Annotated in this window: 16 protein-coding genes; 7 read left to right on the top strand and 9 right to left on the bottom strand. The window is 69.6% G+C overall.

Features of this window, described 5'->3' with window-relative positions; genetic code table 11:
- Positions 1 to 54: 54 nt before the first annotated feature.
- From MRBLWH11_RS04610 to MRBLWH11_RS04600, 3 genes are read right to left on the bottom strand one after another with little or no spacing between them, the layout of a single operon-like run.
- Positions 55 to 1449, bottom strand: a complete 1395-nt coding sequence (locus tag MRBLWH11_RS04610) for an MFS transporter (protein ID WP_116633287.1) — start codon at positions 1447 to 1449, stop codon at positions 55 to 57.
- Positions 1450 to 1486: 37 nt separating this feature from the next.
- Positions 1487 to 2491: an L-idonate 5-dehydrogenase gene (locus MRBLWH11_RS04605; RefSeq protein ID WP_116633286.1), complete on the bottom strand. Its 1005-nt coding sequence runs from the start codon at positions 2489 to 2491 to the stop codon at positions 1487 to 1489.
- Positions 2488 to 3963, bottom strand: a complete 1476-nt coding sequence (locus tag MRBLWH11_RS04600; protein ID WP_341946902.1) for a mannitol dehydrogenase family protein — start codon at positions 3961 to 3963, stop codon at positions 2488 to 2490. The genes MRBLWH11_RS04605 and MRBLWH11_RS04600 overlap by 4 nt, the downstream gene beginning before the upstream one ends.
- Positions 3964 to 4030: 67 nt before the next feature.
- Between MRBLWH11_RS04600 and MRBLWH11_RS04595 the strand changes: the two genes are divergently transcribed.
- The 4 genes from MRBLWH11_RS04595 to MRBLWH11_RS04580 all read left to right on the top strand — a co-directional run bounded on the left by MRBLWH11_RS04595 (position 4031) and on the right by MRBLWH11_RS04580 (position 6285).
- A complete protein-coding gene (locus tag MRBLWH11_RS04595; protein ID WP_341946901.1) occupies positions 4031 to 5014 on the top strand; it encodes a LacI family DNA-binding transcriptional regulator in 984 nt (327 codons plus the stop codon).
- Between the two features lie 127 nt (positions 5015 to 5141).
- On the top strand, positions 5142 to 5342 hold the full coding sequence (locus tag MRBLWH11_RS04590) for a hypothetical protein (RefSeq protein ID WP_341946900.1): 201 nt from the start codon (positions 5142 to 5144) through the stop codon (positions 5340 to 5342).
- A complete protein-coding gene (locus tag MRBLWH11_RS04585; protein WP_165807955.1) occupies positions 5339 to 5605 on the top strand; it encodes a hypothetical protein in 267 nt (88 codons plus the stop codon). The genes MRBLWH11_RS04590 and MRBLWH11_RS04585 overlap by 4 nt, the downstream gene beginning before the upstream one ends.
- Before the next feature lie 242 nt (positions 5606 to 5847).
- Positions 5848 to 6285, top strand: a complete 438-nt coding sequence (locus MRBLWH11_RS04580) for an SRPBCC family protein (RefSeq protein WP_341946899.1) — start codon at positions 5848 to 5850, stop codon at positions 6283 to 6285.
- 6 nt (positions 6286 to 6291) lie between these two features.
- On the opposite strand, the gene MRBLWH11_RS04575 is transcribed toward MRBLWH11_RS04580, so the two are convergent.
- The 3 genes from MRBLWH11_RS04575 to MRBLWH11_RS04565 all read right to left on the bottom strand — a co-directional run bounded on the left by MRBLWH11_RS04575 (position 6292) and on the right by MRBLWH11_RS04565 (position 10029).
- Positions 6292 to 7302, bottom strand: coding sequence for a hypothetical protein (locus tag MRBLWH11_RS04575; RefSeq protein WP_341946898.1), 1011 nt, complete (start codon positions 7300 to 7302; stop codon positions 6292 to 6294).
- 1 nt (position 7303) lies between these two features.
- Positions 7304 to 9145 carry a substrate-binding and VWA domain-containing protein gene (locus MRBLWH11_RS04570; protein ID WP_341946897.1) on the bottom strand — a complete coding sequence of 614 codons (1842 nt, stop codon included), beginning with the start codon at positions 9143 to 9145 and terminating at the stop codon, positions 7304 to 7306.
- Positions 9146 to 9207: 62 nt separating this feature from the next.
- Entirely contained in the window at positions 9208 to 10029 is an 822-nt protein-coding gene (locus MRBLWH11_RS04565) for a shikimate 5-dehydrogenase (RefSeq protein ID WP_341946896.1), read from the bottom strand.
- Positions 10030 to 10760: 731 nt separating this feature from the next.
- Here MRBLWH11_RS04565 and MRBLWH11_RS04560 point away from each other — a divergent pair.
- Positions 10761 to 10967, top strand: a complete 207-nt coding sequence (locus MRBLWH11_RS04560; RefSeq protein WP_046014597.1) for a cold-shock protein — start codon at positions 10761 to 10763, stop codon at positions 10965 to 10967.
- Positions 10968 to 11068: 101 nt separating this feature from the next.
- Here the strand turns inward: MRBLWH11_RS04560 and MRBLWH11_RS04555 are convergent, their stop codons facing one another.
- From MRBLWH11_RS04555 to MRBLWH11_RS04545, 3 genes are all read right to left on the bottom strand, one after another.
- Positions 11069 to 11737: an HAD hydrolase-like protein gene (locus MRBLWH11_RS04555; protein ID WP_341946895.1), complete on the bottom strand. Its 669-nt coding sequence runs from the start codon at positions 11735 to 11737 to the stop codon at positions 11069 to 11071.
- A gap of 175 nt (positions 11738 to 11912) precedes the next feature.
- Complete coding sequence (gene nucS, locus MRBLWH11_RS04550; protein WP_341946894.1) at positions 11913 to 12608, bottom strand: endonuclease NucS; 696 nt, start codon at positions 12606 to 12608, stop codon at positions 11913 to 11915.
- Between the two features lie 59 nt (positions 12609 to 12667).
- Complete coding sequence (locus tag MRBLWH11_RS04545) at positions 12668 to 13516, bottom strand: GAP family protein (RefSeq protein WP_341946893.1); 849 nt, start codon at positions 13514 to 13516, stop codon at positions 12668 to 12670.
- 108 nt (positions 13517 to 13624) lie between these two features.
- On the opposite strand from MRBLWH11_RS04545, the gene MRBLWH11_RS04540 reads away from it, so the two are divergent.
- Positions 13625 to 14830, top strand: coding sequence for a histidine kinase (locus tag MRBLWH11_RS04540; protein ID WP_341946892.1), 1206 nt, complete (start codon positions 13625 to 13627; stop codon positions 14828 to 14830).
- Positions 14827 to 15477 (top strand): response regulator transcription factor, encoded by a 651-nt coding sequence (locus MRBLWH11_RS04535; protein WP_341946891.1) that lies wholly within the window; start codon positions 14827 to 14829, stop codon positions 15475 to 15477. The genes MRBLWH11_RS04540 and MRBLWH11_RS04535 overlap by 4 nt, the downstream gene beginning before the upstream one ends.
- The last annotated feature ends 2 nt before the right edge of the window (positions 15478 to 15479 follow it).

The following is a 15479-nucleotide window of genomic DNA, read 5'->3' as shown; positions in this document are numbered from 1 at the left end:
TGCGGGGTGCGGGCGTTCGGGCGCCCGCACCCCTGGTCGGGATGAGCGGTTCGGTCAGATCGCGTCGCGCGGATCGGTGAGGTCGCGACCGGCGACCTCCGGCATCCAGATCGCGGCGATGAGCGCGCTCAGCGTGAAGATCATGAGCATGATGATGATCGGGATGAACGAGCCGGTGACGGCCGAGACCCACGCGGCTGCGATGACGGGACCCGCGCCGGTCGCGACGATGGCGGCGATCTCTCGTGCCATGGCCGTGTACGTGTAGCGGTTGCGGGAGCCGAAGAGCTCGGGGAGGGTGAGGTTCTCGAGCGAGGCGAAGCTCATCACGGCGAGGTTGTGCAGCACGACGTAGCCGACGAAGACCTGCACGGTGTCCTTGCTGCTGATCATCAGCACCGTCGGGACGATGACGATGAGCGCGATGACCGCCCAGACGATGTACATGCGCTTGCGGCCGAAGCGGTCGCCGAGCCAGCCCGACAGCGGAACCGTGATGAAGGCGACGAGCGACGAGACGATCACGGCGTTGACGCCGATCGAGCGATCCAGCAGCAGCACGACCGTGATGTAGCTGATGAGGTACGTCTGGATCATGCCGGAGTTGCCGGCCTGCCCGAAGCGGAGCATGAGCGCGATCGCGAACGCCTTGAGGGGCTTGCGCTGCATGGCCTCGAGCGTGCGGACATCGCCGGTCTCGGTGGCGAGCTGGATGGTCTCCGCCTTGGACAGGGCCTTGCCGTCGACGACGTCGTCGCGCTCCTCGAAGACCGGGGTCTCCTTGAGGTTGAAGCGCACCCAGATCGCGAAGAGCATGATGACCGCGCTGCCGATGAAGGGGATGCGCCAGGCCCAGTCGATGACCTCCTGCTCGCTGAATGCGACGAGGAGGATCGCCCAGATGCCGGATGCGAGCAGCGTGCCGCAGTTGGTGCCGAGGGCGACGAGCGACGCGATGATGCCGCGGCGCTTGGCCGGGGCGTACTCGGCGAGCATGACGCCGGCGCCGGAGATCTCCGCACCGGCACCGAAGCCCTGTGCGATGCGCAGCAGCACGAGCAGGATCGGCGCGAGGATGCCCACCTGGTTGTACGTCGGCAGGAATCCGATGAGGGTGGTCGCGAGCCCCATCAGGAGGATCGTGTAGAACAGCACCTTGGTGCGACCGGTCTTGTCGCCGAGGCGCGCGAAGAAGAATGCGCCGACCGGGCGGGCGACGTAGCCGACTCCGTATGTCGCCATGGCCGCGACGACCGCGATGGCGGGGTTCTCGGAGGAGAAGAACAGATCGGCGAAGACGAGGGCGGCCGCCAGCGAGTAGAGCTGGTAGTCCATGAACTCGAGGGCGGTGCCGAGCCAGCCGGAGACGGCGGCGCGGACGAGGTCGCGGACCGACCTCTTCGCGGCGGGGTCGTCGACGGCCTGAGCCGTCGTCTGTGATTCGGACATGTGAGGTACTCCTTCGGACCAGGAACAGGGAGGGTGTTTAGAGGGAGAGCAGGACCTTCGCCGAGGCCGACGAGTCGCGAGCGATCTCGAATGCCCGGACGGCGTCGGATGCCGGGATGACGTGCGAGACGACGGAGTCGAGCGCGCCGGATTCGGCCAGCATGCTGACCGCGTCGTCGATTTCGGTGGAGAAGCGGAAGGCCCCGCGGATCGTCAGCTCCTTCGCGAGCATCGGAGCGAGGTTCACCCCGATGTCGGCGTTCGGGAGCATGCCGACCTGGACGACGGTCCCGGCACGGCGTGCAGCGCGAACGGCCTGGGTGAGGGCGACGCCCACGCCGGAGCACTCGAACACGACGTCGTAGGACTCGTCGTCGATCGCGTCGCGGCCCACGAGGGAGACCTCGGTCGCGCCGAGAGCCTGAGCCCGCTCGAGCGGTTCGATGCGCACGTCGCTCGCGCCGACGACGGCGGCTCCGGCGTGCAGGGCGGCCGCGACGACGAGCAGGCCGATGGGACCGGCGCCAATCACGAGCACCCGCTTCCCCGCCACCTCATCCGCCAGACCCACGGCGTGGATCGCGACGGCCAGCGGCTCGGCGAGGGCAGCGCGTTCGAGCGGCAGGGACTCGGGGAGCACGCGGATCATCTGCTCCTCGACGATCAGGAACTCGGAGGCTCCCCCCTGGCGGTGCGGGTTCGCGGCCGCGCTGCCGAAGTAGTCGCCGCCGGGGCGCAGGTGCGGGCGGTCCTCGAGTCCGGAGATGCTGGGGCCGTAGCGCGCCGGGTGCACGGTCACCGGGGTGCCGGCGGCCAGGCGACCCGACGGGTCGAGGTCGACCACGCCCGACAGCTCGTGTCCGGGGGTCAGCGGCTCACGGATCGTGTACTCGCCGTTCGCCCCGTGGAAGTAGTAGTGCAGGTCGGAGCCGCAGATGCCGACGTAGTTCACGCGGAGGCGCACCTCGCCCTCGCCGGGCGCCGGAACCTCGCGGTCCTCCCAGCGGATGTCTTCCTTGCCGTGGATGGCGAGAGCCTTCATGGCTGCAGCTCCTTCGTGATGGTCTGGGACGCCGAGACGGCATCGGCGATGGCCGAGCCGACGCCCTGACGCTGGATCGTATCGATCAGGTCACCGACGCGGGCGATGAAGGCGTCCTGCCCGGCGAGCCCGTCGCCGAACAGCTGGAGTTCGGAGATCACGCGCTCGGCGAGCTCGCGACCGGTGCGCGCGGTCGCTGCGAGAGCGCCGAGGCGCTCGCGCGCGGCATCCGTCATCGCCGCCGCGTGCGGGCCGGGGTCGAAGCCCGGGAGCGGAGCGATGCACGAGAGGTAGCCGGCGATGGTGAGGGCGATCAGGTGCGGCATCTCACCGCGGGCCAGCGCCTGGATGGCAGGCTCGGGGATGCGCTGGCGCAGCTTGACGGATCCGTCGGTGCCGACCTGGCTGGTGCGGTGGCCGAGAGCGCTGTTGCCCCAGCGCTCGAACAGCTGCGTCTCGTAGTCGCGGATGTCGACGCCGGACGGAACCTCGATCGACGGCTCGTACTCGCTGCGGAGAACGGAGAGCGCGGCGCGTGCGACGTCTTCGAGACCGATCGCCTCGGGGATGGTCGCGACGCCGCGGAGAGCGCCGAGGTAGGCGATGAGCGAGTGCGTGCCGTTGAGCAGCCGCACCTTCATCTGCTCGTACCGACCGACCTCGGTCGTGAACACGGCGCCGCCGGCCTCCCAGGCGGGGCGTCCGCCGGCGAAGCGGTCTTCGATCGCCCACATCGTGAACGGCTCGGCCGGCACCGGGATCTCGTCATGGGCACCGAGGAGGGCGCTGACGCGGTTCCGCAGCTCGGGCGTGGTCGACGGGACGATGCGGTCGACCATGCTGGAGGGGAAGGTGACCGCCTGGTCGAGGTACGTGAGCGCCTCGGCGCCTTCGCCCTGCGGGAGCGCCTGCAGGAATTCGCGGACGAGCTTCTCGGTGTGGGCGCCGTTCGAGGCGAGGTTGTCGCAGCTGAGCACGGAGATCGGGGCGCCGCCCGCCGATGCCCGGGCCTGGAGGCCGCGAGCGAGCTGCCCGATCGTGGAGCGCGGGGCGCCTCCGCCGAGGTCGGCGCGCACGGTGGCGTCGTCGAGGTCGAGGTGCTGGGTGGCGGCGGAGTAGCTGTAGCCGTTCTCCGTCACGGTGAGGGTGACGATGCGGATGCCGGAGTCGGCGATCTGTGCGACGACGCGCTCGGGCTGCTCGGCACCGACGAAGGCGTCGGTGTGCACGCCGGGGACCGTCAGCGCGGTGCTGTCGGGCGAGATGGTGGCGACCGAGTAGAGGAGGTTCTGCGCGTGCATCGCGTCGACGACCGTGCGAGAGCGCGAGGCGACGCCGACGATGCCCCAGTCGCCGCCGGCCGGAAGAGCGGCGGCCGTGTAGACGGCCTGGTGCGCCCGGTGGAAGCTGCCGAGACCGAGATGCAGGATGCCTGCGCGCTCGGGGCGGGGGTGATCGGCGATGATCGTCATGTAAAACAGTGTGAATGGTTTGTACAAACTTGTCAACCCGTTACATGGTGGGATGGACGATCATAGAGTGACAGTGAGCGAAGGGCGGGACGTGGCGGCGACATTGACCGACGTGGCACGGCGGGCCGGCGTGTCGATCGCGACGGCGTCGCGGGCGTTCGGCGAGCCGGATCGGCTCGCCGGCGGAACACTCGAGCGGGTGCTGCAGGCCGCCGTCGATCTCGGGTACACGAACCCGCAGAGCAGCGTCGCCACGCGGACCATCGGGGTCATCGTCCCTGACATCGCGAACCCCGTCTATGCGATGCTCCTCAAGGCCATCCAGGGTCAGGCCTGGCACGGCCGCCACCGGATCGTGCTGTTCGACGCCGACGAAGACCTCCGCCGGGAGCGCGAGCAGATCGAGCAGGCGCGCAAGCTCGACGGCATGCTGCTGTGCTCACCGCGCCTTCCCGACGAGGAGGTCCTCGCACTGGTCGGAGGCACCCCGTACGTGGTGGTCAACCGGCAGATCGACGGGGCGCCGTGCGTCGTCATGGACACCGAGCACGGACCCACCCAGGCGATCGAGCACCTCGTCGCCCTGGGCCACCAGCACGTCGCGTACGCCTCTGGCCCGCGCGGCTCCTGGGCCGATGCCCGCCGGTTCGACACGATCTCCCGCGCATGCGAGCGCCACGGCATCCGCCTCACGCGCCTCAGCCATCACGCCGCGTCGATCCAGGGCGGTCGCGCCGCCGCCGCGCTCGCCGCAGCCAGCAGCGCGACGGCGGTCGTGGCCTACAACGATCTGGTCGCGCTCGGACTCGAGGCCGGGATGTCGGAGCTCGGTCGCATCTGCCCCGATGACATCAGCATCGTCGGCATCGACGACATCGATCTCGCCGGTGCTGTGACGCCGGGCCTCACCACCGTGCAGATGCCGATCGACCGCTGCGGAGCCCTCGCGGTCGACCTGCTCCTCCAGGCGATCTCCGGCACCGTCGTCAGCGACGTCGTGACGCTCGGCTCGCAGCTCATCGTGCGAGCCTCGACCGCCGCCCCGGCCTGATCCGGTTCTGAAGAGGCGCAGCTCGATCTGCGCCGCCCGCGATACCGCCGCCGACGCCCTCTGTCAACGGACCTGCGCCGGCGCGGCATCCGATCGATCCTGGAGCCTCCAACCGAAGGAGAGCACCATGTCGAACCCCGAAGGCCTCATCAACAGCATGGATCCGATCGACGGCATCTTCCCGACGGATGTCGAGCAGCCCGAGACGCAGGGCGACGAGCCCCTCGAGGCCGAGCTCGGCGAGGACGGACAGGGCGACCTCGCACGGGAGGACGAAGGCACTCCGTACAGCGGTGAAGCCCCGACCGACCTGCGGACCGCAGAATGAGCGGCGGGAACGCCGCCTCGCCCGCCGAATCCGACGCGCAGGCGCGCATCACGGAGCACCTCGAGGCGCGCGAAGGCGAGGGCTCCGGCGAGCTGCTCTACGTCGGCGACACCCCGGCGGGCGGCGGCGGAGCGGACTCGGGTGCCGTCGATGCCGTGGGCGTCGACGAGGCGACGGAGCATGCGGCGAAAGAGGAAGCCGAGTCGTACGAGTCGGCCCACAACGACGAACCCGGCATCGGCACCCGCCCCGCCTCCGACTGAACTGCTGCGAGGCCGGGGAGGAGCCCGTCACACCCTCCGTGGCGCGTCTCCCCGACCTCGCATGTCCATGGGCGTCGACGTCGACGTCTCCCCCAGGTTTCCTCGCATCGAGGAATGTCGGAAGCGGGTTGACACATCCGCCACGATGGCCCACACGCGTGCGACGCGAGCCGAGGGGGACTTGTCAAGCACCTCGCCGGGTCGCTCATGAGGCCGCACGATGAGGGCGGAACGGAGACAGGATGGCGACCAACACCCGCGCGATGGACTGCACACCGGATGACGTGTTCCGCGTGCTCGGGAACGGCTGGCTCTACCCGACCTGGGTCGTCGGTGCCTCGCGCATGCGGGACGTGGACGAGGCGTGGCCGGGCCCGGGTGCCGAGCTCCACCACTCCTTCGGGGTGTGGCCCGCCCTGCTCGACGACACGACGCAGATGAAGGAGTGGGACCCGCCGCACCGCGCCGTCCTGCGGGCCCGCGGCTGGCCGGTCGGCGAGGCGAGCGTCACGATCCGGGTGCGCAGGCTCAGCTCCGGGTGCCTGGTGCGCATCGACGAGGAACCGGTGAAGGGCCCGGCCACCATCGTCCCGCGCTTCCTCACGACGCCGATGCTGCGCTGGCGCAACGCCGAGACGCTGCACCGCCTCGCGTACCTCGCCGAGGGGAACGCGGGCTGAACCGGGTCACTCTCCCGCGCTCTTCTTGAACTGCCGCTCCCAGTCGCGCAGCTCGGAGCGCCCGATCAGCGAATCCAGCGACACCTGGAACAGCAGTCCCTTGCGGGCGTTCACCTGCTTGATGTTGTCGACGATCTGCGTCGACACGGCGGCGAGTGCCTCGCGGACCTCGCCGACGCGCTCGTCCGGCGCATCCCACAGATCAGGGCGCGTCAGCAGATCGAGCAGATAGTCGCGGTCGAGCGCCGCCACGAGTCGGGCGAGCTTGTCGGAGTACTCCGCCTCGGCCAGCACGCCCTGGTCCTCGCCGGCCTTCGCGTCGAGGCGCACGAACAGCTGCTCGACATGCGAGGCGAGCGCGTCGATGCCGGCTGCCGTCTCCGCCGCGACCGGATTGCCCGGAAGCGACGCGTAATCGGCGCGCAGCTCGCGCAGGCGGTTCACCCGCAGACGGATGCCGGCCGGCACCGGATCCGCGCTCGCCGCGGGCTTTCTGCGGCGCCGGGCGATCAGGCCGATCGCGGTGCCGATGCCCGCGACGATCACCACGCCGCCGATCACGACCGGCAGGAGGAAGTCCGCGCCGCCGCCGACCGAACCCCCGGGAGATGACGGGCTCTCCTCGACGATCTGCTGCACGGTCTCGACGAGCGCCGCCTGCGTGTCGCCGCCCGCCGCGCTCTCGCTCTCGTTGGCGATGCGCAGGGCCTCTTCGCTGCCGATCACGGTTGAATCCGCCTGCACGTCGTCACCCACGGCGAGCACGATCGTCTGCTGGGGTGAACGCTCGGTCAGCCTGTCGAGGATCTCGAGGGCGTAGACGCTGCTGATGTCCGCGCCCTCCGGCAGCACCACGACCGCGATCGACCCGTCGTCGGGCACGACGCCCGTCAGAGCATCCGTCACCCCCGACGCGTCCGGCACCTTCGGCGCGACGTAGATGTTCCCCGACTGGAGTGCGGCGATGGCGTCGTCGACCCCGCTGGGATCGGATGCCGCGGCGATGAACATTCCCACCTCAGAAGTTGTTGATCACGGAGGCGAAGACGAGATCGATGCGCTCGGCATCCGAGGCGTCGAACATCTGGCCGCCGGTGGCGTCCGCGATGCGCTGCAGCGCCGTGGGGTCGGCTCCCTCGCCGTAGGCGATCGTGAAGATGCGCACCGGGGCGTCGTCGCCGCCCTCCTTCGAGCTCTTGCCGATCTTCGCGATCAGCGAGTCGAGAGAGGTGGTGGAATCCGTGTCCTCGCCGTCGGACAGCACGACGATCGCGTTGATGCGTCCCGGTTCGGCGCGCTCGCTCATGGCCTCGTACGCCGTGAGCACCGCGTCGTAGAGGGGCGTGCCGTTGCGCTGCGCATAGCGCAGGTCGTCGAGCGAGGAGTCGAGCTTCTCACCGTCGGCTCCGAGGGCCGTGACGTCGCGCAGCACCTGGATGCCGTCGCCCTCGTCGGACGAGATGCCGGTCGTGAACGCCCAGACGCCGACCTCATCGGAGGAGCGGAAGTGACCGAGCGTCGTCTGCGCGCCCTCGATCGCGCCGTCGAGCCGGGAGCGGCCGTCGCCGATCGGGTCGTCCATCGAGCCGGAGATGTCGATGAGCTCGAGCACGGACGAGGGCTTGCGCACCTGCGTCCACTGGTCGATGGCCGTGGAGATCACGTCGACCTCGGGCTTGGGGAGCGTGACGGCCGGCTGCGCGGGGTCGACGCCGAACTTCGCCGTGAACAGGTCGCCGAGGGGAACCGATTCGTCGAGCGGGCGGAACCCGTACTCCGGCAGGACCTTCTGCGCCGGCGTGGACTGCAGGAACTCCGCGAACGCCTCGCCGGCCGCGCGCTGTTCGGCCGTGACCCAGTCGGCCCCGAGGACCGTGACCGGGTTGTCCGACCACATCGAGCCGCCGGCGGGATACACCGCCACGAGCTTGGTCTTGGGCGGGGTCAGGGTCTCGCCCGGCTGCACGGTGTGCGAGTCGGGGTTGCCCTGGTTGTAGTTCAGCAGCGAGGTCTCCTCGAGCGCGACCGCCGAGACGTAGGCCGAGCCGTTGGCGCCGTTCTGCGTCTCGTCGTAGAGCGTCGACAGCACGTTGCCGGTCGTGTCGCCGTAGTGGATCACGCACTCCTCGAACACGCGCGAGAAATCGGCCGCGGCATCCACGTCCTCGGAGGTGAGCGCGTCCGCCTTGCCGGATGCCTCGTAGGACTGCATCAGGATCGTGGAGAGACCCGTGGTCGAGGTGTTCGGGTTCGTCTTCGAGATCTTGAATGCGCCCCAGATGTCCTTGCCGACGCTGCCCCATCCGCTCGGGTCCTGGCAGAGCCCCTCGAGGTCGGTGATGCTGATCGGCTTCTCGGGGTAGCCGAGCGCCTTCGCCATCGGCTCCGGCATCCCGAACACGACAGGCGTGCGCGTGAACGACGCGGGCTCGCCGACGAGGCTCGGCGATGCGGCCGCGGCGACGCGGTCGGTCCAGACGGTGGATGCAGGCGACCAGAGCGTGGGCCAGAGCGCGCGGTCGTCGCTCGGCCAGTCGTCTCCCGCCGTGAGGTAGCGGGCGGCGTTGCCCGAGGAGACGTTGGTCGGCCGCACGGTGGCGCAGGTCTCGAGGCCTTCGTGCTCCGGGGAGTCCTTGAACGCCGCGGCCAGCTCGTCGAGCATGTTCACCTTCTCCGACGAGGTCGCGATGGTGATGTGCGTGCACCCGTCATCGGGGAAGCCCTGGCTGCCGTCGGTCGTCGTGCCCTCGTCGCCGCCGCCCGTGCACGCCGCCAGCACGAGTGCCGCGATCGCCGTGGCGGCGAGGGCGGCGGTCGTCCGCCGGGCGATGGACCGTGGGGCGATGCGAGGCGCGCTCATGCGCCTAGGCTACCCAGGTATCGTGCTCCCGATCACGAACTTCCGCTTATCCGACGGCTCGTTCACCGTGCGTCACGCATGAACTCCTCGGCCGCGCGCACCTGGTCGGAAGAAGGACGGATGCCGGTGTAGAGCACGAACTGCTCCAACGCCTGCAGCGTCGCCACCTCGGCGCCGGTGATGACGGTCTTGCCCGCCGCGCGCCCCGCAGCCACGAAGGGGGTCTCGGCCGGGAGCGCGACGACGTCGAAGACGACGGATGCCGCGGCGATCGTCTCGGCCGGGAACGAGAGTGCGTGCTCCTCGGCTCCTCCCGCCATGCCGATGGGGGTGACGTTCACGAGCACATCGGCTGTGGCGGCACCGGCATCCGGGAGCCAGTCGAACCCGTAGAGCCGGGCCAGGGCGCCGCCGTTCGCCTCGTTGCGGGCGATGATCGTCACGTCGGTGAATCCTGCGTCGCGGAAGGCCGCAGCCGTCGCCTTCGCCATGCCGCCCGAGCCCCGCAGCAGCACCGACGACCCGGCATCGAGACCGTTGCGCTCGATCAGCTGCGCGATGGCGGAGTAGTCGGTGTTGTACGCGGTGAGCACGCCGTCGTCGTTCACGATCGTGTTGACCGAGTCGATCGCGGTCGCCGACGGATCCATCCGATCGACGAGCGCGATGACGTCCTCTTTATAGGGCATCGAGATCGCGCAGCCGCGGATGCCGAGACCGCGCACGCCGGCGATGGCCTGGCCGAGGTCGGTCGGGGCGAAGGCCTTGTAGATCCAGTTGAGCTCGAGCGCCTCGTAGAGGAAGTTGTGGAACCGCGTGCCGTTGTTGCTCGGCCGCGCCGACAGCGAGATGCACAGCGTCATGTCCTTGTTCAGCATCGTCACCGCCTCAGGCTACCCGCGATGGAGCGGGAGAACGTCCGCAAGAGCGGAAGCGATGGCCGAAGTCCGCCGGTGCTTGCGTCGCGCGAAACGCCGCATGTGTCGTCGTGCTCGGCATCGCCATCACGCAGGGCCGGGTGCGGTGGAGGCGCCCGAAGCGGAGCGGAGCGGCCTGAATGCGGGGGATGAGCGTCTCGACGTTCGCGGATCGTGCTCACCCGACGGGTCCATGGCGCCGATCGCGCATCCTCCCCTATGGTGAAGGTGCGTGCACAAGGGGATCGATCGTCTCCGTCTCTCCCCAGAGGACGGGCTGCCTTCCCCAGAGGCAAGACGATCCGTGCGCGCGATTGGGCCCTCTCGAGTAGTTCAGTCCCCAATGGACTATTCGAGGGGGCCGCTATCGACCATCCTCCCACCGATTTTCGATTTTGTCCCCCAAAAGGGGGACAAGAGCATGGAAAAAGGGTTAGGCTGTTTCTGACGCACCCTCCGGTCGTCTTCGGCCCTCATCGCTCCCCCCGCGGTGAGGGCCACACCATTTTCCGGGCACGTTCGAGGTGCCCGATGCCTCCGGTCAGCCAGCCGGCCGTGTGACGGCCGGATGCCGCTCTTGCAACATTTGGGTTACCTTCTTGCCCGCGCTCTTCCCCTCGGGGCCGCCTCCACTACCGTTAGCGATGTCGGGGCATACCTGCGTCGGCTTCTTCATCAGTAGAACGAACAGGCAGTACATGAGCACTCAGGGCACGGTCAAGTGGTTCAACTCGGAGAAGGGCTTCGGCTTCATCTCCCCCGACGACGGCGGCGCTGACGTTTTCGCGCACTACTCCGCCATCGAATCATCCGGCTACCGGTCTCTCGATGAGAACCAGCGAGTCGAGTTCGATGTCGCGCAGGGCCCCAAGGGCCTGCAGGCAGAGAACATCCGTCCGCTCTAAGAGCGGGCGAATCACAGAACTCCCCGTCCGGATTCGCCTCGTGCGACATCCGGCGGGGAGTTCTGTGCTTTTCGGGCCCGATTCGAGGGCCTCGGCCCCCTTCAGGCCAGGAGCAGAGCGCGCAGTTCGTCGACCGAGGCGGCGCGGAATGCCGCCTCGTCTCCCTCGTGCTGATCGCTGAAACCCCACTCGACGAAGATCACCGGGACGCCGTTGGCGTTGCCGCCCTCGACGTCGTGGTGCCGGTCGCCGACGAGCACGGGCCTCGACGTGTCGGCGCCGAGCTCCTTCAGACGGCGCAGGGCCTCGGCGACGATGTCGGTCTTGGAGGCGAGGGTCGACTCGTCAGGCGTGGCACCGACGGTCGTGAGGAATGACGGGCGCAGGCCGAAGTGGTCGATCAGGGCGTCGACCTGGATCTCCGGCTTCGAGCTCGCCGTCGCCTGCGGCACTCCCGCCGCATGCAGATCGTGGATCAGCTCGGTGATGCCGGGGTACGTCGCGGCATCGGTCGTGTAGCCGTCGGCCTTGCCGAGTGTGCGATAGAAGGTCACGGCTTCCGCGGATTCGGCAGGGGTCATGCCGGCCTGGTCCTGGAACGACTGGAACATCGGCGGACCGATCCAGTGGATCAGCTCCTCGCGGGTCGGCGCCGGCCGGCCGAAGTGGGTGAGGGCGACATTCAGGCGTCGCAGGATGCCGACGGAGGCGTCGACGATGGTGCCGTCGACGTCCCAGAGCACGCACGAAAAGGGAGAAGAAGAGGGCATGCCTCCAGCCTACGGGCCGTGGGTGGACGTCATCTCCTCCTGCACAGGTGTGCAGCGGATGGTGTTCTCCACGGTTTGCGCACCGCCCTCGAGAGGCCCTCTATAGTCCGAAGCAACTGCGGAGAGACATGGACAGGAGCCGGAAGTGCTGATGGAGCTGATCGGCCTTCGAACCTCAGAACAGGCGGGGGATTCCGGACTCGATGCCCTTCATGTCGTCGTAGTCCAGCACGAGGCACCGGATGCCGCGGTCCTCGGCGAGCACGCGCGCCTGGGGCTTGATCTCCTGCGCGGCGAAGACGCCCTGCACGGGGGAGAGGTGCGGGTCGCGCCCGAGGAGCTCGAGGTAGCGGGTGAGCTGCTCGACGCCGTCGATGTCGCCGCGGCGCTTGATCTCGACCGCGATGGCGGCGCCGTCGGCATCCCGCACCAGCAGATCGACCGGGCCGATCGCCGTCGGGTACTCACGGCGCACGAGGGTCGCGCCCTCCGAGATGCGGTCGACCTGTTCGGCCAGCAGCCGCTGCAGGTCGGCCTCGACGCCGTCCTTCTGCAGGCCGGGGTCGACGCCCAGCTCGTGCGACGTGTCGTGGATGATCTCGTAGATCTGCACGCGGAGGGCGTCGCCGGTCTTCTTGTGCGTGACGCGCCAGACCTCGACGACGCCGGCACTCGCCTCCTCCTCGCCGGGCTCCTCGCTGGAGAGCGAGCACGGCGGGCTCATCCAGTTCAGCGGCTTGTAGCTGCCGCCGTCGGAGTGCACGAGCAGACTCCCGTCTCCCTTGTGCACGAGCAGACGCGTGGCGAGAGGGAGATGGGCATTGAGCCGACCGGTGTAGTCGACCGAGCAGCGGGCGATGACGAGACGCACCCGTCGAGCCTAACGGCATCCGACCCGGCCGACGTGCGTCGATGCGGCGCGCGGGAGGTTCAGCCGCCGAGCCGGGACAGGGCGTCGAAGATCCCGAGCTCGGTGGCTGCGGAGCGCGCGATGAGGAAGCCGATGATGCCGATGATCCACGCGGTGTTCTCTGCGCCGGTGCGCTCCATCCAGGCGGCGAACCGTTCGAGCGGCCGCTGCACCAGCGGAGCGGCGACAAGTCGGAGGATGAGCAGCACGACGGCCGGGAGGACCATCAGTGCGCAGTAGCCGACGAGCGACAGCACCCGAAGCGGCGTGCCGACGCCGGCATCCGCCAGCATGGTCATCGCGACGATGTAGGGGAGCATCGTCGCGACCTCGACAAGACCGGCGGCGACCGCGACCGCCATCACCGCGGTGCCGCGGGTGCGAGGGTCGAGCAGGCGCTCGCGCCAGCGGGTGATCCGACCCGGCTGCGGCGCCGGCCGATCCTCGGCCTCCGCGTCGCGGACGGGCATGCCGGTCCACGGGGAGATCCGCGGAGCGACGCTCCCCGACGCCGGGGCTGATATGACGGCCGATGCCGATCGTGTCTCGACCTTCGTGCCGGTGGGCATCACGAACGCGGTGATGAGCAGCGCGGCCCCCACGACCAGGCGCGTGATCAGCCCCGCGGGCGACGCGAGGAAGTCCGCGGCCACATCGACCAGATTCACGAGGCCCCACAGGAAGAGGAGTCCGACCACGAGGTAGAACGCCGCGATCGTCGCCAGGTAGAGGAGGATGCGTCCCGCCCGGACACGGCCCGGATTGAGCAGGAGGAACACCGGGATGAGCAGGGTCCCGACGCTGAGGCCGTCGATCAGTGCCAGGAGGGCCAGGGAGAGGGGAAGCGGGAGTCCGCCGAACAGTTCCATGCCTCCACGCTCGACGACAGGCGCGCACGACGGATCGGGCGAAAGTCCCGTTCCGCCCGTCCGGCCTCATCCCTTCGTCGGATGCGCCGTCGGCGCCGTCGTGGTTGCATGAAGACCATGCAGGAGGCGACGGCGGAGCGGATCCGCACCTGGTCCCGAGCGCGCCGCCCCCTGATCGATGCGGTCCTCATCGGACTGTTCTGCGTGCTGAGTGCCGCGCTCGGCTTCAGCGGCGTCTGGAGCATCTTCTCGCTCCTCGACGCCGACGTCTCGCCGTGGTGGACGCTGGCGACGGCCCTTCCGGGCTGCATCGCCGTCCTCCTGAAGCGGCGCTTCCCGATCCTCTCGCTGGTCGCGGCGGCCGTCCTGTTCACGGTCGACCTGCTGACGATCGGCGGGCTCGGGCCCGTGATCATCCTGCTCGACGTGCTGTGGACCGCGGCCTTCGTCGCCTCACCCCGCATGCGTACCCGACTGCTCATCGCCAGTGCGGTCGCGGTGGTCACGATGTTCTTCGGCGCGCTGGCCCTGTCGGACGCCTCCGTCCCGGTGGCCTTCCTGGTGGCGGTGCAGTTCGGCGCCTTCGTCGGCACCGACTACTGGTGGGCGGTCGCGGTCTCGCAGGCGAACGAGCTCGCGGAGCTCCATCGGCAGCGCGCCGATGATGCGGCCGCCGTCGCCGAACGGGAGCAGGCGGAGGCCGTGCAGCGCGAACGCGAGACCATGGCGAGGGAGCTGCACGACGTCGTCGCCGGTCATGTGATGGCGATGGCCATCCGCGCCGAGGCCGCGCTGGCGACCGCTCCGGATCCGGTCACCGACCGCGATGCGCTGCAGGCCGTGCGCGACGCCGGTCTCGACGCTCATGGCGCGCTGCGCTCGATGATCTCGGTGCTCCGCCGGGGCGACGGCGCGTTCTCCTCCACTCCCGGATGGACCGACCTCGAGGGCATCGTCGACGAGGCGAGGCGCGCGGGTCTCGGCATCCGCTTCTCTGCGACGGACGTCGAGGGCGTGGGAGGCGCCGCCGAGCAGGCCGTCGTGCGGGTCGTGAGAGAGGCCCTGGCCAACGGCATCCGACATGCGAGCGGAGCGGACGTGGACGTCGCGATCGAGGTCGTGGACACCGATGTGCGAGTGCTCGTGCGGTCGCGCGGCGGAGTCGCCCACGCCGCGGCCACGCACGGCGGCCAGGGATGGGGACTGCAGATGCTCCGCGAGCGGGTGGAAGCGCTGGGCGGCGTCTTCGCCGCCGGCCCCGAGTCCGACGGATGGTCGGTCGCCGCCCGCATCCCGGTCGAGGTGCGCCCGTGAACGCGCCCACGGTGCTTCTGGCCGACGACCACGGTGCGATCCGGACGGGTCTGCGCATCATGCTGGAGGCGCACGGCATCTCCGTCGTCGGAGAGGCGGCGGACGGAGACGTCGCGGTGCGGAACGCGGCGGCGTTGCGACCGGATGTGGTGCTGATGGACCTGCGGATGCCGGGTCGGGACGGGATCTCCGCCACTCGGGAGATCGTCGAGCGGGGCCTCGGTGACGTGCTGGTGCTGACGAGCTTCGATGAGGACGATCTCGTGCTCGGTGCGATCAGCGCCGGTGCCGTGGGCTTCCTGCTGAAGACGGTCGACGCTCCGGCGCTCGCCGCGGCGGTGCGTGCGGTGGCCGCCGGGGAGGGCGCCCTGGATCCTCGTGTGACCCGCAGGGCGCTCGCCGCCGTCGCGCGGAGCGCCGCGACACCGACCGCGCCGAGAACGGAGCCGGGCGATCGGCCGGAGCTGACGGCGCGCGAGCAGGAGATCCTCGAGGGCATCCTGCAGGGGTGGTCGAACGCCCAGCTCGCCGAGCGCCTGCACATCTCGGTGCCCACGGTGAAGACGCACGTGTCGAACGTGCTGGCCAAGCTCGGTGCGCGCAGTCGCTCCCACGCGGCGGCGCTCGTCCGTCGCCGCGACGCGTGAGA

Origin of the sequence: Microbacterium sp. LWH11-1.2 (assembly GCF_038397745.1) — a bacterium.
In the GTDB taxonomy this organism is placed as follows: Bacteria; Actinomycetota; Actinomycetes; order Actinomycetales; family Microbacteriaceae; genus Microbacterium.
This window is presented reverse-complemented; position numbering and strand designations above follow the sequence as displayed.

Coding starts and splice junctions, on each gene's coding strand:
- MRBLWH11_RS04610 (WP_116633287.1), bottom strand. CDS start 1,449: ATGTCCGAATCACAGACGACGGCTCAGGCCGTCGACGACCCCGCCGCG.
- MRBLWH11_RS04605 (WP_116633286.1), bottom strand. CDS start 2,491: ATGAAGGCTCTCGCCATCCACGGCAAGGAAGACATCCGCTGGGAGGAC.
- MRBLWH11_RS04600 (WP_341946902.1), bottom strand. CDS start 3,963: ATGACGATCATCGCCGATCACCCCCGCCCCGAGCGCGCAGGCATCCTG.
- MRBLWH11_RS04590 (WP_341946900.1), top strand. CDS start 5,142: ATGTCGAACCCCGAAGGCCTCATCAACAGCATGGATCCGATCGACGGC.
- MRBLWH11_RS04585 (WP_165807955.1), top strand. CDS start 5,339: ATGAGCGGCGGGAACGCCGCCTCGCCCGCCGAATCCGACGCGCAGGCG.
- MRBLWH11_RS04580 (WP_341946899.1), top strand. CDS start 5,848: ATGGCGACCAACACCCGCGCGATGGACTGCACACCGGATGACGTGTTC.
- MRBLWH11_RS04570 (WP_341946897.1), bottom strand. CDS start 9,145: ATGAGCGCGCCTCGCATCGCCCCACGGTCCATCGCCCGGCGGACGACC.
- MRBLWH11_RS04560 (WP_046014597.1), top strand. CDS start 10,761: ATGAGCACTCAGGGCACGGTCAAGTGGTTCAACTCGGAGAAGGGCTTC.
- MRBLWH11_RS04555 (WP_341946895.1), bottom strand. CDS start 11,737: ATGCCCTCTTCTTCTCCCTTTTCGTGCGTGCTCTGGGACGTCGACGGC.
- MRBLWH11_RS04545 (WP_341946893.1), bottom strand. CDS start 13,516: ATGGAACTGTTCGGCGGACTCCCGCTTCCCCTCTCCCTGGCCCTCCTG.
- MRBLWH11_RS04540 (WP_341946892.1), top strand. CDS start 13,625: ATGAAGACCATGCAGGAGGCGACGGCGGAGCGGATCCGCACCTGGTCC.